At 42.9% G+C, this 14,867-nt stretch carries 16 protein-coding genes and 1 pseudogene; 4 read left to right on the forward strand and 13 right to left on the reverse strand.

The features are described 5' to 3' along the window. Positions 1-267 precede the first annotated feature (267 nt). From B5E77_RS16365 to B5E77_RS17735, 3 genes and pseudogenes are all read right to left on the reverse strand, one after another. Entirely contained in the window at positions 268-2,115 is a 1,848-nt protein-coding gene (locus B5E77_RS16365) for an ATP-dependent nuclease (RefSeq protein ID WP_087166433.1), read from the reverse strand. 13 nt (positions 2,116-2,128) lie between these two features. Further along, positions 2,129-3,001, reverse strand: coding sequence for a DNA adenine methylase (locus tag B5E77_RS16370; RefSeq protein ID WP_087166434.1), 873 nt, complete (start codon positions 2,999-3,001; stop codon positions 2,129-2,131). A 183-nt stretch (positions 3,002-3,184) separates the two neighbouring features. After that, positions 3,185-4,091 (reverse strand): annotated as a pseudogene (locus tag B5E77_RS17735) (site-specific integrase); the annotation flags it as partial. Positions 4,092-4,192: 101 nt separating this feature from the next. Here B5E77_RS17735 and B5E77_RS16380 point away from each other — a divergent pair. Continuing rightward, positions 4,193-4,435, forward strand: a complete 243-nt coding sequence (locus B5E77_RS16380; RefSeq protein WP_087166435.1) for a type II toxin-antitoxin system Phd/YefM family antitoxin — start codon at positions 4,193-4,195, stop codon at positions 4,433-4,435. Then, on the forward strand, positions 4,432-4,809 hold the full coding sequence (locus B5E77_RS16385; RefSeq protein ID WP_087166436.1) for a type II toxin-antitoxin system death-on-curing family toxin: 378 nt from the start codon (positions 4,432-4,434) through the stop codon (positions 4,807-4,809). Before B5E77_RS16380 ends, B5E77_RS16385 begins: the two co-directional genes overlap by 4 nt. Before the next feature lie 90 nt (positions 4,810-4,899). Here the strand turns inward: B5E77_RS16385 and B5E77_RS16390 are convergent, their stop codons facing one another. The 10 genes from B5E77_RS16390 to B5E77_RS17365 all read right to left on the reverse strand — a co-directional run bounded on the left by B5E77_RS16390 (position 4,900) and on the right by B5E77_RS17365 (position 13,712). Continuing rightward, positions 4,900-5,505, reverse strand: a complete 606-nt coding sequence (locus B5E77_RS16390) for an EFR1 family ferrodoxin (RefSeq protein WP_087166437.1) — start codon at positions 5,503-5,505, stop codon at positions 4,900-4,902. Further along, on the reverse strand, positions 5,418-5,648 hold the full coding sequence (locus tag B5E77_RS16395; RefSeq protein WP_162609733.1) for a flavodoxin domain-containing protein: 231 nt from the start codon (positions 5,646-5,648) through the stop codon (positions 5,418-5,420). The genes B5E77_RS16390 and B5E77_RS16395 overlap by 88 nt, the downstream gene beginning before the upstream one ends. A 433-nt stretch (positions 5,649-6,081) precedes the next feature. Further along, positions 6,082-6,552 (reverse strand): hypothetical protein, encoded by a 471-nt coding sequence (locus B5E77_RS16405; RefSeq protein ID WP_087166439.1) that lies wholly within the window; start codon positions 6,550-6,552, stop codon positions 6,082-6,084. Between the two features lie 82 nt (positions 6,553-6,634). Then, positions 6,635-7,147 carry a helix-turn-helix domain-containing protein gene (locus tag B5E77_RS16410; RefSeq protein ID WP_087166440.1) on the reverse strand — a complete coding sequence of 171 codons (513 nt, stop codon included), beginning with the start codon at positions 7,145-7,147 and terminating at the stop codon, positions 6,635-6,637. A 186-nt stretch (positions 7,148-7,333) separates the two neighbouring features. Then, positions 7,334-7,978, reverse strand: coding sequence for an ABC transporter ATP-binding protein (locus tag B5E77_RS16415; protein ID WP_204248082.1), 645 nt, complete (start codon positions 7,976-7,978; stop codon positions 7,334-7,336). 1 nt (position 7,979) lies between these two features. Beyond that, positions 7,980-8,855 (reverse strand): hypothetical protein, encoded by an 876-nt coding sequence (locus B5E77_RS16420; protein WP_143468659.1) that lies wholly within the window; start codon positions 8,853-8,855, stop codon positions 7,980-7,982. Further along, positions 8,848-9,648 (reverse strand): hypothetical protein, encoded by an 801-nt coding sequence (locus B5E77_RS16425; protein ID WP_087166443.1) that lies wholly within the window; start codon positions 9,646-9,648, stop codon positions 8,848-8,850. Before B5E77_RS16425 ends, B5E77_RS16420 begins: the two co-directional genes overlap by 8 nt. After that, positions 9,633-10,772 (reverse strand): hypothetical protein, encoded by a 1,140-nt coding sequence (locus tag B5E77_RS16430; protein ID WP_087166444.1) that lies wholly within the window; start codon positions 10,770-10,772, stop codon positions 9,633-9,635. The genes B5E77_RS16425 and B5E77_RS16430 overlap by 16 nt, the downstream gene beginning before the upstream one ends. Positions 10,773-10,992: 220 nt before the next feature. Then, positions 10,993-12,546, reverse strand: a complete 1,554-nt coding sequence (locus B5E77_RS16435; protein WP_087166445.1) for an ABC-F family ATP-binding cassette domain-containing protein — start codon at positions 12,544-12,546, stop codon at positions 10,993-10,995. 221 nt (positions 12,547-12,767) lie between these two features. Continuing rightward, the gene (locus B5E77_RS17365) at positions 12,768-13,712 is read right to left on the reverse strand and encodes a lysine exporter LysO family protein (protein WP_242963798.1); all 945 of its coding nucleotides are present in this window, start codon (positions 13,710-13,712) and stop codon (positions 12,768-12,770) included. Between the two features lie 121 nt (positions 13,713-13,833). On the opposite strand from B5E77_RS17365, the gene tnpA reads away from it, so the two are divergent. Both tnpA and tnpB read left to right on the forward strand, forming a co-directional pair. Further along, a complete protein-coding gene (gene tnpA / locus B5E77_RS16445; protein ID WP_087166446.1) occupies positions 13,834-14,223 on the forward strand; it encodes an IS66 family insertion sequence element accessory protein TnpA in 390 nt (129 codons plus the stop codon). Continuing rightward, positions 14,213-14,572, forward strand: coding sequence for an IS66 family insertion sequence element accessory protein TnpB (gene tnpB, locus B5E77_RS16450; RefSeq protein ID WP_143468660.1), 360 nt, complete (start codon positions 14,213-14,215; stop codon positions 14,570-14,572). Before tnpA ends, tnpB begins: the two co-directional genes overlap by 11 nt. Positions 14,573-14,867: the final 295 nt, after the last annotated feature.

Genomic DNA, 14,867 nt, shown 5'->3' on the forward strand with positions numbered 1-14,867 from the left:
AGCTTTTGTAATTCTGAGAACCAGATATGAAGTGAATTGCTCCAAGTATCTGAAGTATCTCACAAAAGTTGCGAATTTGCTATCCGTGCGATTATAAAGCGCTTACTGTCAACAGGTCCAACCATTGACACTATCCATAGTTTTTCTTCCAGCAATAGCTCCCTTGGTTTTCAGCCATAAAATATGCCCCTCTCAGATGACAAGTTTTTGTTATTTCACTTGTCTATCTAGAAGGGAGCATATCGCCATTTTACAACGGCTCTTTATTTAACTATATCTATTTGATAATGTTATTGGCAAGGCCATATCATATGCTTTTTTTACATTTTCTAAAAACGACAACAATTCTACAACAGTTCTATAATCAGAATAATAATATGTTACTATATCTGATTTCTTTATAAACTGCCATACTTCATTCTCAAAAGAGTCCGTAAAAATATTTTTCAAATCATCATTATTATATTCACTTGATAAACCTGCAAACATAGCACTGATTTTCTCAGAGGTATATAAAGCAGTGGTTTCATTAGAATCAAGTCCACGCCAAAAGGATAAATGTTCCATCGGTTTACTTAATACCTTATGAATTATTGCATAAAGAAATGATTCTGGTGCAAAGTAGTCTGGTAAGAAACAAATATTCGGAGTATGTGTTCTATCATTTAAATGCAATTTCTTTGGATCATATTTCTCATCTAAATAATCTCTTATTTTAGGTTTTTGTAATGGATCTTTATATCTTGCATCGCCATCTAAAATAAAAATCACACGTTTAAAATATTCATCTGCATTATTTACTTTAATCAAATCTTCACATCCTAATGATGTAGAAATTTGTTTAGTATTATCTGTGAACTGCAATAAGCTACCCAAACTATGTATGCTATCATTTATTTTTGCATAGTCTCTTACATCTGAACTATTTCTAAGAATAGTGCTTTCAATATTGTATTCCACATCATGGTATATATTTCGAAAAGCATCCATTAACATTCCAAACAAAGCTTTTCCGATTTGATCCTCAAAATAGACTTTTACCTTAGCACGTTGGAAATTTAGGCTTCCAAACATATCTGCTTTTAAAAGTTCATATGATTTCCTTTCTGTGACGTAAGGTGCAGAAGGTGTTTTTAAATACACAACTTTAAAATCTGTACTATTTACTTTTTCTTTTTTTAACATCTCCTCTAATATTGTCAGAGAATGAGTGCTTACTACAAATTGAATACCAATTTCTTCTGATAGCTGCTTAAATAAGTCTAACAGCCTGATCTGTGTATCTGGATGCAAGGAAACATCAATCTCATCAATACATAATAAAGCACCTTTATAATCATCATCTAATGACAACATATAAATATCCACCAATGCACTGATGATATTCCCAAGATTATCCTGTCCAATAGACTGCGATAATGTAGGCGTGTTATTGATATCCATATGTAATGAAGCTCTTGAACAAGTATTTTTCTCGACTTTTGACAAAACTGCTTCATTTTTTATTGAATTGGGTATTACCGTATTGTACCAGCATTTATATTTCTCATCTGCTTTCTTTTGATAAAATGAATTCGTCCTCCTTATTTCCGTAATTTTAACGGTATCTTTACGTTCTCCAAGGGGATACAATCTTGAAAGACTTAGGTAGATGGTAGGAATTCTTACCCTTGCCGCACCGCCAACATCATATTCATTTTTCGCTTTTTCTTCAGCTTGCTTCAATGTGCAATCTTCTATATTGACATTAGTTGTTCTTGGTATAATTCTAATTCCACGACCAGTTTTTGTATCATCCTTAAAAGATAATCGTTTTGTTAACGCCGTTGTTCCGTCATCTTCAACATACGTCAAATACAGTTTGTAATTTTCAAAATCCTCATCTTTATCCACATTAAAAAAATCATAAAACTCTGGCTGGAAATTACTTCCCAATACAGATTTTTTATTGACCCCTGAGCCAGATGCTATTAAAGACAACAAATTAGATTTTCCAACACCATTTTGACCACTAATTACTGTGATTTTTCTTCCCAACTCGAATGAAACTTCTTTAAAATTTCGAAAATATTCAATATTAAAATGATACGGTCTTATTCTTTTGTTAGATGCCATTTTACTTCCTCTCTTATCGTAAATTAATACATATCTTTTTCTCTTCTAAACTTTTTTTGTCTGGAATCATGTTCACGTTGCTAAAAATAATAATTTCACTCGCTATACGTTTTTCAGATGCACTATAATTCAAATCGAAACGTCTTAACTCATGATCCACATATATATTTGCAATTTCCGGTACATCATCATAAGTAATGACCCAATCACAATTTACTGATTCATTAATCATCTTTTCAATACGAACATGATCCTGATAATCAAAAAAGTTTAAATAAAGCTGTTTTCCTTTTCCAAAATAAGGTGGATCAAAATATACAAATGCATTATCTTCATACTTAGGCAAATAATTTCTTATAAGAGAAGACACATCCTTGTTATATATATGAATGCCATTCTTTCTTTCCGCTATTTTAGATATTCGTTTTATCAGATTATCTTTATTAAATCGTGCATCTAATTTCCAACTTCCATTCTGCTCAAGACCACCAATAACTCCGCCTTTGATAATTCCTGATCTGTTAGTTCTATTCATATAAAATGTTGCAAATCCGAGTTCAAAGCTATATCTTCTGTCCGAATTTAACATGATAGTTCTCTGTCTGTTCCACTCGTCAATACTTAACGGAACATTATTTATTTCTTCAATAAATCTATCTGTTTCGTTTAAAAGTGCACGCCAAAAAGAATAAATACCCTTATCTAAATCATTTATGACAATTCGATTTACCACATTATTTTCTAATAAATCTAATGCTATACCAGCACCACCAGCAAATGGCTCAATATAAGTGCCCCCCACATGACCAGTTGTCTCAATTAAATGTTTCATAAGTGGAGCTAATTTTCCTTTGCCCCCTGGATATCTTAATGGAGAATAAAACATATTGGTTTTCCTCCTGCAGTTTTTACATAAATAAAAGACATATTTATATGATACAGTATATCATTCTTCGCTGCACTAATTCAAGCATTCTGCTTCTATTATCAGTATTTTTACACTAATTATAGCATGAAAAGAAATGTCAAAAACGCCCTGCCAAAGCAGAGCGCCTTCATCCTTTCCATATTATATTGCCCGGAACATTTTCTGTGAAACCGTCCCCTCTCCATTCACCTTCTCCATTTCCTTCCTGGCATTCTCCAGTTCTTCCACCCGCTTTAACTCATCCACGGCATCCTCCAGGCCCAGATGGGTATAAGTGTTCAGCGTTACTCCAATATCGCTATGCCCCATCAAATACTGGAGTGTCTTTGAATTCATGCCTGATTTCGCCATATTGCTGCAGTAAGTGTGGCGGCAGACATACGGGGGGATATTCGGCATCTGAACCCGGTAAATGTCTTTGTATCGTTTTATCATATGTTTAATCGATGCTCCCAATGCATCGCCACCAGAGGAAGCCCCTCTCTATCCGTAAACAGAAATCCTGTGTATCCGTCCACCACTCTCTCATACCTTGGTGCTTCCCGGTCCTCGATGATGGCCTGGAAACACCGGAATACACCTTCGGACATAGGCAGCTTCCTGGTTCCTACATTGGTTTTCGTTGACTCGATAACCAGCCGCATATCGGAAGTTCTTTGTAGCTGGTGGTCAATGTTTATGATTCGATTCTTCATATCCAGATCCTTCAGTGTCAGGCCACAAAATTCCGAGATACGCATTCCTGTATGAAAAAGGATATAAACTACTTCGTAATACTTACAGTACACATTATCGTCATGGACGAATTTCAAGAACTGTCGCATCTATTTTCTGGTAATAGCCTCCCTAGTCACACTATCGTTGACTACCACCGTGGCAAGCTCAAAACTAAATGGATTTTTGCGGAGGACATCATCATCCACCGCCATCTGAAAGGCAGGCCGCAGCTCCCCCGGATTCTCTTGATTGTGCTATATCTTTTACTATCCTGCTGAAGCTTGTTCAAAAACAATTTTGCATCCGAAGTTTTGACCTGTAAAATCTTCTTTCCATTTTTGACAACATCTAGTTGTAACTTTATGGAAATAGGTTGAATTTATCCTATTCTTGTATATAATAAAAGTAAAGGCAGTAAAAGGAGGTGTCATTATGAATATTAACACAAAAAACCTGGTTTCCATCACTGATGCCAATCAGAATTTCTCTAAAGTAGCACGCCTGGTAGACGAGAATGGTTCTGTTATTATATTAAAAAACAACGTTCCTCGGTATCTGGTCATGGAATTCAGCGCTGCTGAACAAGAACAGATCGCTTCCGATGAAGATGTCAAGGCTATTTCCAAACGTCTCATCGAAAAGAATCGACAGGCTTACGAGGTCCTTGCTAAATGATCCGCTTATCCAAATCGCAGATACTTCTACTGCACGAACAGCTCATTGCAGAGACCGGAGGTTCGTCCGACCTACGCGATGAAGAAATGTTAGACTCTGCGCTGAATGCTCCGTTTCAAACCTTTGGTGGGGAGGATGTCTATCCATCTCTTCAGCAGAAAGCAGCCCGTCTTTGTTTTGGTCTGGTAAAAAATCATCCCTTTATAGACGGAAATAAACGTATCGGCGCACATGTCATGTTGGTATTCCTTGCTTTAAACGGGATTGAATTACAGCATACGCAAACAGAATTGTCCGATGTTATCCTGCAATTAGCAGCAGGCACTATTCAATCTTCTGATTTACTAAACTGGATACTCACACATCAGATTTAACAACAAGCGGCGATACTCCTGCTTTGGAATACCGCCGCTTATATAACACGTAAAATAAAGCGTATTCCATTTGCCTGCCTAAGTCAAGATCTATGAAATTCCTTTGTATTGCTTCTTTGGTTTCTTTGTAAAGTAAACTGTACAACTTTGTCTCGGACATATATTTACGCACCGATAGCAAAGAGTACAATTTCTATTTTGTTTAACTTTTCCATTTACTAATTCAAGATTATGTATAGGACACTTATTAACACATAAACCACATCCTATACAAGAATCATCTGTACGAAAAGAAGCCTTAGCCTTTGCTTCCATTTTAGGATATGCTATATTTTGGGTTTTTCCGAGTATATTGGAGAAAGCATTCCAACCTCTCTTTTTTACGATGCCTTTCTGAATGTCAGAACAGATTTTATCCAGCTTTCCAAGCGCCCTCCATGGCTTTTTTGTTTTTTCTTTCTCTGTCATTGGAAATAATGCAAAGTTACAAATATTATTGGGCATTTTGAAATGCTCTGCATAACGAACCCTTCCGTCACAATCAGGGATTAAACGAGCAAATGCCTTTGCACCGTCTCCTGAAAATAACATTTGTGTGCAAAAGATTATCAGCTTTTTACTTTCAAAAAATGGATATACTTTTTTACAAATTCCCTCATGATTAGGGAAACACAGGATCCATAAATTGGATAGCATACTGCTATCGTATCGACTTTATCAAATATCTTCCCAAAATCTATATTTTCTTCAATACTATGTGCTTCAATCTGCATTCTGTCAGCAAATTTTTCTGCGATATATTTTGAATTCCCTGTCCCTGAAAAATATACAATAACCATTTTTATCATTCTCTCCTTTTATCGCTGAAGCTCCCGTCTTTTCACGGTAAGAATGATACCAAGGGAAGGCCGGATGTTCAACATCCAGCAAAACTCCCAAAAGACACGTTCCGAGATTGTAAGCGGTCGCCAAGGTCTCTTGCAGGCGCGGTCTTTGGTTCGCCGCAGCCGCCAAAAAGCAGCAAATCTTTTTCAGACTTACTGCTTTCATTAATTACCGATGGTGGCTGCTATTTAGTTTTATTGACTTGCTTAACAGTTCATATACAAAATGGGGTAGGGATTTCCTTGTTCATCAAGGTCGGTTCTTCTGTAAACTCGAAAACCCATGTGCTCATAAAATCCTCTGGCCTGCGGATTCTGTTCATTTACAGTCAACCTCCCGACGGAATAGTTTTCAATCCCATATTGATAACCCCCACTTTGTTTTACATTACATTTTTTTAGTTTTCTTGCCCCAGATGAAGCCGAGCACAAAAATCACTATCATATACATAAATGAGATGACATTCAAAGCAACCATGGATGCTCTTCCGATATAATTTGGCTGAGATTCAAAAAGAATCGCAAATCTTGCCAGCAAATATATTGGGGCAGAATTCGAAAACATTTGTGAAGCAGCTGCTAAAGCCAGGTTCATTGTCTCATCAGTTTCCAATAAGTACTGCCACAAATAAACCAGCAGAGAAATGACGCCTGTTGCGTTACCGATCAATAGCGCTGGAATGGTTTTCCAAGTGCTTCCAGCATACAGCCTGCCAAGATAAAACCAAAATACGGATGTAGCCAAAGGAAGAATATAGAAAATAATCAGACCGATTGCAGGCCACAATATAGAAAGATTAATTATATATCCGACAGCTATGGGAACAAACGTCAATAATATCAAGACACCCTTTTTCATACAGCACCATCCTTTCAAATTGCAATTTATCCATCACCGTCAAGGATTTATTTTGCCAGCCTGGCCTAATGATGAAAACGCTTCATTTACGGTTTTCCCGTGTCAAAAAGATCCCACCAATTGCCACCACAAAGATAATCGGCGCTGCTCTGACAAACAGCCACTCAAGCGCATGAAAACCAACTCCGACAACAGCAGTTTCAGGATCGCTATAATCCCAGCTCAAATAGGGACTGTTCCATACCGCCAAAACCGCAAAAATGATTACTATGACTACACACAAAGAGATAAGCAGCCAATGAAGTACTTTCCTCCTGGTCGTCTTCCTCTGGGCAAGCTGCAGGTTTATAATCTCTAATTTTTCGGAAATCGCCTTTAAGTCATCGACCTTCAGTTCTGCCACCGTTTCTCCCAGTAAAGTGCTTACAGGCGTCTCTAGCGCTTCCGATATCGAGATTAGCATATCAGAATCAGGAACGGACAACCCCTGTTCCCACTTGGAGACTGTTTGTCGTACCACATTCAATTTGACAGCAAGCTCCTGCTGCGAAAGCCCTTTTGATTTTCTGATTGCCTTAATGTTTTCATTTAACATTGGGAATGCTCTCCTTTCCTTTCGTTGTTACAGCTATTGTACGGGGAAGCACCCGCTGCCACAAGCAACGCAGATTAACATTCAAGCAAAACAGCGGATTTTCCTTGTTATAGAATAGGAGCACGCAATTCACATCGATGTCTAAGTAAATCGTAACCCCAATTAAAATGATTTTCAAGGAGTTTTTTATCTCAGCAAGGTTAAGACACCCGCATCCATCTCATACACCCGGTCGCACAATACGTCTATATCCTCTTTATTGTGGCTTGCCATCAGAATCGTCTTTCCCTGATGCTTCTGCTCCTCAAAAAACGCTCTCATTTCTGCGGCGCCCCGCTTATCCAGCCCATTCATGGGTTCATCGAGTATCAGGATCGGCTGTTCTTCCATGATTGCCTGTGCAATGGCAAGCCGCTGCCTCATTCCCAGAGAATAATTGCACACTCTTTTCTTTGACAGCGGGTCAAGGCCTGTTTTCCTCATGACGTCATACAGGTGCTGCCTGTTTTTCTTATTTCTGATTCTGTACAGAAAATCCAGGTTTTGATACCCGCTGTAATTTCTGAGAAAAGACGGCTCCTCGATGATAATGCCTGCTTCTGTCAGCACATCTATGTCCCGTTTCATTTTCTTACTGCCAATCCAGATTTCTCCCTCATCCAGCCGATATAATCCACATATGCTTTTGAATAATACTGTTTTTCCGGACCCGTTATATCCAATGATTCCATATATATTGCCCGGTTCACAGGTCAGGGAAACGTGTTTCAGCACCTTATGCCCCCGAAAGCTCTTACAAGCATTTTCTACTCTGATTATTGTCTGTTCCATTTTAATCGTCCTTTACCATTTGAAAATCAGCCGTTCTTATTTTCCAGATAATTACTATACTCAGCAGAAGGCATGTAATTCCCAGCGCAGCTGTACAATAGCCTAAAGACAGCGTATTTCCAGCTCCTCTGATTCCAGCGCTCCTGATATCTAATTGGGACAGGTTCATCCATGATACCGGAGAGATATAGGCAAGCCCGGCAGCAGCCCTGCCCAGATTCAGCTGTACCATAGGTATGACTACAAAGAGCATAGCCAGCATATTCGCCCATAAGCGGGAACCAATCAGGCTGACGCAGAACATGAGCAGTCCGATAAAGGTAATCACCATGCCGCTTATCAGGATCGTAACACCCAATGCCTCCCAAACTGTATAACGGCTGATTATCTCATAAGAAATACTGAATGGAATATCAAACTCCCCTGAAATTCCCGTCATAGCCAGCGTGTAAAGAACCTTTCCCCATCCTTCACTCAAAGTAATATCCGGCAGGAATACTATTCCCGTCATGCTGACCGCCAATATGACAAACGCAAAAGAGCTCAGAATAATGGCTTCGATCTGCCCCAGAGCCCATCGCACCCGCCCTGTACGAATCACCTGGTACATCGTCCAGCTTTTCATAAACGGCGCGTCAGAAAAATAGGAAACAGCAGCCGACATAAAAAGAATCAGAAAATAAATATCAGACAGCAGGAACGGAAATACGCAGGGACAGATTGGATACTGCACGGATTTGAGAAAGCTGTTTAAGGGAGAAAGAAAAATATGGTACACGAATCCCAGCAGGAGCAAAAGCGTAAGCATTCTTACCGATACGGTTCTATCGACAAATAAACGCCAGCTAAATTTTAATTGTGTGCCTATTTTATTCATTTCCAATTTTCCTTTTTAATCTGTAAAGCATCAATACTCCTAAAATTCCGCCCAGAAGCACGCCGGTAAAAATGGCATATGCAAACGAAGCGATATCATTGTTCCAGAGATTATAGGAAGCATTAAAAATATACGTCAAATTCAGCTTCTCATTTGCCCCAAACAGCGCTCCGCTATAATAGGAGATGAAATAAAAGCCCATAAATGGAACGGCTAAAGTGAGCAGCCTGTTACTGATAAACAGCGATACATATGCCGCCAGCAGCGCAAGAACGCCAGCCAGAATTCCATATTGCAGTCCAAACAATGCAAAATACAGGAGATAATGACCGCTGCCTATGACTCCTCTAAAGCCTCCCAGTGCGGCTGCGCTCTGACATACCGCATCCCCGGCATCAAACCACGGCAGCCAGATATGCAGAATACTCACATATAAGATAACCCCTGCCGTCATGGCAAGAACTGCAGCCAGCATAATCGTGATTATTTTGGAGACTGTATACAGATTCAGATTTCCTCTTTCTATCTGCAGATAAGCATATTTATTTTCAAAGTCCTCACAAAAGCAGCCCGAAAACGGGAATGCCGAAAATACAAGACTCAGCATGAACGGCATCCCGTAAACAATCAGCCACACCACATAGGTTACGTTCGTATCGCCTGCAATTCCTTCCATGGATGCAAGGTACATCGTGAGAGTAACCCCCAGCGCCCCGGTTAAAAATCTCCACGAAACAACCGCACGGTACAAATCTGCCCGGAGGTAATTCCACAGCGCTACCTCTCTTCCCATAGTATTTCCTCGCCTGTCTGGGCGTCTACAATATCCTGCAGCTTCTTTCCTGTCCCGTTATCTGTCGTATTGAAAATCCAGACCGGGAGCACCTCATACTGTCCCCCGCCGGCCTTATTTTCCATATAATACAATACTGCCTGATTGACAGAATAGGTACTGCCGTCTAACAGCATCCCATATTTCATTTCGATAACCTCTGCCATTTTCTCAAAAGGCTTTAAGTCATAATTGCCTTCCTGCTCTGTGAAGGTAAATACCTTTTCGAGCTGAAGAAACTGGATGCCATCCTGATTGTACAAAACCTGTATCGGAGCATTTTCATCTGCAGCCAGCGGGAAATTGTCATAAAAAACATGATAAGCCGGCGTATTCCCGTAAGATTGGTTTATAACAAAATAGTAGGAATCGTCATCCTGTGTCCACGATCCTTTATAATTCGCCGGATCCAGATTCCCATTGATATCCATTACAGCCTCCTCGCTCTGCATCACAGCATGCTCCAGAACATAGCATTGATAGTCATCTCCAATCCTGATTCCCATTATCTCCAGCACCTGGCGGATATTCTCAAAGGCTTCCTGTCTTGACGCAAATTCCAAATCCTTATCCAGCCTGTATTTATCTGCATTGTAATCGGAATACCCCTGCTGCAGCCGGAATGCGTTGCTTACATAGACAGAAAACTGCGTAGAAAATCCGATAGAGGTATCATTGATTGTGAGGATTTCATGATTTGCTCCCTCATACCAGTAATTATTTTCCTCCTCATTTTTCGCCTTGATCTCTGTGTCTCCCATAAGGCACTCCAGTACCTTCTCTGGATCAGGCTTCTGTACAGATGCAGACAGCTTCTGCAAGCCGCTCTCCCGGACCTCATCAGAAACGATTACCTCTGTTTTGAAGGAAACATTGCCTGCCTCCTTATCATAATGCTCCGGCATTTCTACGCCTGTTTCCTGGGAAGCAGCTTCCTCTGATATGCCTTCACCGGTTTCCGGTTTGCCTGGTGCGTCCGCCTGCGGAGCCTCTTTCGAACCATTTCCGCATCCGGCCAAAGTAATACAAAGTGCAGCCGCCAGGACAGCAGCAGTAATTATCCTTTTTATCCTCTTGTTTTTCATCAAAAATTCCTCCTCTGTCAAATGTTCCCCGGCCGTGGACTATGTTCATTCTGCATTACGATTGCATCGCATTTGCATCAATATGCCCTGTAAAAGATCATAAAAAAAGACAGCTGCCGCAGCTGTCCTCAAAACGCCGGGTACCTGTCTTTAAATCTTATAGATAGAAATTGTAAACAAAAAGCATGATACTGGATGAAACTATAAGGCCTGCAGTCATTTACACTCGTGTGGTCCACTGGCTGCAGTCCCACACCCTGGCAGCGAGGCCCTCGTAAAACTCGGGCTCATGACACACCATCAAAATACTCCCTTTATACTCCTGAAGCGCCCTCTTCAGCTCGTCCTTTGCGTCCACGTCCAGATGGTTCGTGGGCTCGTCCAGCACCAGCAGGTTGCTGGCCCTGTTCACCAGCTTGCAGAGGCGGAGCTTGGCCTGCTCGCCGCCGCTCAGCACCCTCACCTTGCTCTCAATGTGCTTGGTCGTAAGCCCGCATTTTGCCAGGGCGGAGCGGATTTCAAACTGGCTGAAGCCCGGGAATTCCTTCCACAGCTCTTCCAGCGCTGTGGCGTCTATGTCCTGGCTCATCTCCTGCTCGAAATATCCGATTTCCAGATAATCGCCCAGCTCCACTGTTCCTGAAAGAGGCGGGATAAGTCCCAGAATGCTTTTGAGCAGCGTAGTCTTGCCGATTCCGTTGGCACCGGTCAGAACCACGCGCTCTCCCCGCTCCATCTGGAAATTCAGCGGGGAGGACAGCGGCTCCTCATAACCGATGACCAGATCATGGGCCTCCACCAGATAACGGCCCGGAGTCCTGGCCTCCCTGAAATGAAATTCCGGCTTGGGCTTCTCTGCCGCCAGCTCGATCAGATCCATCTTATCCAGCTTCTTCTGCCGTGACATAGCCATATTTCTCGTGGCTACGCGGGCCTTATTTCTCGCCACGAAATCCTTAAGCTCCGCAATCTCCTTCTGCTGCCGGTTATAGGCTGCCTCCAGCTGGGCCTTTTTTACTGCATAGACCTCCTGGAATCTGTCGTAATTGCCCACATAGCGGTTCAGCTCCTGGTTGTCCATATGGTAAATCAGATTGACGACGCTGTTGAGAAAGGGAATATCATGCGAAATCAGAATAAACGCGTTCTCGTAATCATTCAGATACCGCTTCAGCCATTCAATGTGAACCTCATCCAGGTAGTTGGTCGGCTCATCCAGCAGCAGGATATCCGGCTTCTCCAAAAGAAGCTTGCCCAGAAGCACCTTCGTGCGCTGGCCGCCGGACAGCTCCGTCACATCCCGGTCGAGGCCGATATCCGCAAGCCCCAAAGCGCGCCCTACCTCCTCTACCTTTGCGTCAATTCTATAAAAGTCGTGGGCGGACAGGAGCTCCTGGATCACTCCTGTCTCCTCCATATAGCGCTCCATCTCTTCCTCGGAGGCCTCCGCCATTTTCTCATACATCTCATTCATCTGCGCTTCCAGGTCAAACAGAAAGCCAAAGGCGGAAGCCAGCACATCCCGGATCGTCATTCCCTTCTCCAGAACCGTATGCTGATCCAGGTAGCCTGCCCGGACGTTCTTCGCCCACTCTATCTTTCCCTCATCCGGCTGCAGCTTGCCGGTGATGATATTCATAAACGTGGATTTTCCCTCTCCGTTGGCCCCCACCAGGCCGATATGCTCTCCCTTCAGCAGCCGGAAGGACACATCATGAAAAATAGCCCTGTCTCCAAAGCCGTGGGTTAAGTGCTCTACATTCAAAATACTCATTGATTTTTCCGTACTCCTTTATCATTTAAAGCTGTTTTTCTCCGAAACCAATCATACCATCTTTTTCTCTATCATGCTATAATATTCATACTATAATCAGGGGGCCTTACATGAACAGCGCTTCTCAGAATTTCACAAAACCAGACACTGCTCCTTTTCCATCGGAAGCAGAAGAAATTTCAGCACCGGCAGGCGCCGGACAGGCAGAACCCTCTGCCAGATCAGAATGAATAGCAGAGGGAAATCAGCACCGGCACGAAGGTGGAGCAGATGATTCCGTTTAGCACGGCAAAAACTACAGTCTCTTCATTCGTATAGCGGATCAGCATGGGCAGCGTGGTGTCCTCGCTGGTCGCACCCGCCGGGGCAATACAGGTACACGCATTAAAATGCCGGGAAATCCAGGGAATCATAAAAAAGGATCCTATCTCCCGCAGCAGATTGCTCAGAAACGCAATACTTCCCAGGCTGGCCCCTGCCAGGCTGCTAATGGACACGCCTGCCAGGCTGTACCAGCCCAGTCCGCTGGCAACAGACACCGCCTCATTTACCGGGTAATTCAAAATCAGCCCGCACAGAACTCCTCCAGCCAGAGAGCCCGCGATGATCCCGAAGGGAATGACCAGAATCCTCACATGATAATAGCGAATCCCGTCTAATATGCCCTTATGAAGGCTGACGCTTATGCCTACAGAAAACATCAGAACCCAGAGAATCCATTCGGTGCGGGACGTCAGCGGTTCCAGAAAATCAGACAGAACGGGAGCCGCCCCGCAGCCTATCCCTAAGAGCAGCGCGCCAAGCGCCAGAAACATCATCGGATCGCTCTTACTCTTCCGGCTGTCCTCCCTGTCTTCCCTGCTTTCCCTGTCATCCCCGCCGTGCGCCTGCTGCCTGCCTCTCTCATTTTCGTCCATAAAACGCCTGGTCAGAAGATAGACAGCCGCAGTGGACCCGGCCGCCGGAATCAAAAAGAACACAAAGCTCTGAAGGCCCAGAACCCCCAGCTCCGAAAAGAAATCCTCTCTCTGCCCCAGGCCTGCTCCCATGGAAAAGATCAAAAGCAGCGTGCAGAAAAGCTGCAGCAGTTCATTTTTTCTCTTTTGGCTGACAGGGAAGAAGCGTCCGGCGCCCATTCCCAAAAGCATAATCAGAAGTGTTGTCATGTTTTATCTCCCATTTGTATTTCCCGTCCGTACACGGTAAATCAGTAGTACCGTGCCAGTTTCCTCGCTCCATGAGATAATAACTCCGGAAAACTACAAGTTTTTTAAAGGAGTTATCGCCATGGATAAAATCACACATCAAGTCCGTGCAGAGCATTGGACCAAGATTCTGAATGAATGTATGAACAGCGGGATGTCCAAGACCGCATGGTGCCGTGCAAACGGGATCTCTGAGAAGCAGTTCTTTTACTGGCAACGTATCCTGCGCCGGGAAGCCTATGAAGCATCTCAGAATCCGCCATTACCTGTAGTTGCAGAGACAGAACCGTTGTCTGCCGCTCAAAGGACGGTATCTTTTGCTGAGATCAAACTTCCGGCTGCATCACCAGATGCATCATCCATTTTCCATCCGGATCTGGTAATCCGGAAAGGGAACCTCGTCCTGGAAATCTCGAATTCAGCCTCAGCAGAATTACTCTCCCGGATAGGAGGAATCCTCCATGCTGAATAACGCATCCGGCTTTCGGAAAGTTTACATTGCCACAGGTTATACGGATCTGCGGCGCGGGATTGATGGACTGGCATCCATTGTGAAATTCAACTTCCAGCTGGATCCATATGAAAAGGATATCCTCTTTCTGTTTTGTGGAAGGCGCAGTGACCGCATCAAGGGGCTCGTATGGGAAGGGGATGGATTCCTTCTCCTTTACAAAAGGCTGGAGCTTGGCGGTTTCAGCTGGCCCCGCACAACAGAAGAGGCACTGGAAATCACTCTGGAGCAGTACCGTGCGCTGATGCAGGGACTGGAGATCGTATCCAGACACCCGATCCAGGAAGTTCAGCCCAGCGATCTTCTGTGAATCGTTGTGCAAAACGGAGAAAATAAAAAATCTTTTCGTATCTACTATTGCAGACACGGCGGGAGTTATCCACAACCGGGGCTCATACCATTCATTCAATTAAGAGTACTTCACAGCTATAAGCTGCTGTGTGGATAAGTACTCTGAAAAACTGAAAAAACTATTAGTTTTTTCGGCTTTTCAGAGTGTTTATCCTTTGGTGAGAATGACGAACCTTCTTTTTTATCCGGTTCGCTTTTTCTTTTGGTTTGCGGTACAATAGTTCCAGTAAAACAAAGGAGCGCCGAACATGCAG

It is taken from the genome of Lachnoclostridium sp. An131 (assembly GCF_002160825.1).
In the GTDB taxonomy this organism is placed as follows: Bacteria; Bacillota; Clostridia; order Lachnospirales; family Lachnospiraceae; genus Laedolimicola.

Excerpts from the sequence above, each read along its gene's own strand:
- B5E77_RS16365 (WP_087166433.1), bottom strand. The coding sequence starts at position 2,115 with ATGGCATCTAACAAAAGAATAAGACCGTATCATTTTAATATTGAATAT.
- B5E77_RS16370 (WP_087166434.1), bottom strand. The coding sequence starts at position 3,001 with ATGTTTTATTCTCCATTAAGATATCCAGGGGGCAAAGGAAAATTAGCT.
- B5E77_RS16380 (WP_087166435.1), top strand. The coding sequence starts at position 4,193 with ATGAATATTAACACAAAAAACCTGGTTTCCATCACTGATGCCAATCAG.
- B5E77_RS16385 (WP_087166436.1), top strand. The coding sequence starts at position 4,432 with ATGATCCGCTTATCCAAATCGCAGATACTTCTACTGCACGAACAGCTC.
- B5E77_RS16390 (WP_087166437.1), bottom strand. The coding sequence starts at position 5,505 with ATGCTATCCAATTTATGGATCCTGTGTTTCCCTAATCATGAGGGAATT.
- B5E77_RS16395 (WP_162609733.1), bottom strand. The coding sequence starts at position 5,648 with ATGGTTATTGTATATTTTTCAGGGACAGGGAATTCAAAATATATCGCA.
- B5E77_RS16405 (WP_087166439.1), bottom strand. The coding sequence starts at position 6,552 with ATGAAAAAGGGTGTCTTGATATTATTGACGTTTGTTCCCATAGCTGTC.
- B5E77_RS16410 (WP_087166440.1), bottom strand. The coding sequence starts at position 7,147 with ATGTTAAATGAAAACATTAAGGCAATCAGAAAATCAAAAGGGCTTTCG.
- B5E77_RS16415 (WP_204248082.1), bottom strand. The coding sequence starts at position 7,978 with ATGGAACAGACAATAATCAGAGTAGAAAATGCTTGTAAGAGCTTTCGG.
- B5E77_RS16420 (WP_143468659.1), bottom strand. The coding sequence starts at position 8,855 with ATGAATAAAATAGGCACACAATTAAAATTTAGCTGGCGTTTATTTGTC.
- B5E77_RS16425 (WP_087166443.1), bottom strand. The coding sequence starts at position 9,648 with ATGGGAAGAGAGGTAGCGCTGTGGAATTACCTCCGGGCAGATTTGTAC.
- B5E77_RS16430 (WP_087166444.1), bottom strand. The coding sequence starts at position 10,772 with ATGAAAAACAAGAGGATAAAAAGGATAATTACTGCTGCTGTCCTGGCG.
- B5E77_RS16435 (WP_087166445.1), bottom strand. The coding sequence starts at position 12,546 with ATGAGTATTTTGAATGTAGAGCACTTAACCCACGGCTTTGGAGACAGG.
- B5E77_RS17365 (WP_242963798.1), bottom strand. The coding sequence starts at position 13,712 with ATGACAACACTTCTGATTATGCTTTTGGGAATGGGCGCCGGACGCTTC.
- tnpA (WP_087166446.1), top strand. The coding sequence starts at position 13,834 with ATGGATAAAATCACACATCAAGTCCGTGCAGAGCATTGGACCAAGATT.
- tnpB (WP_143468660.1), top strand. The coding sequence starts at position 14,213 with ATGCTGAATAACGCATCCGGCTTTCGGAAAGTTTACATTGCCACAGGT.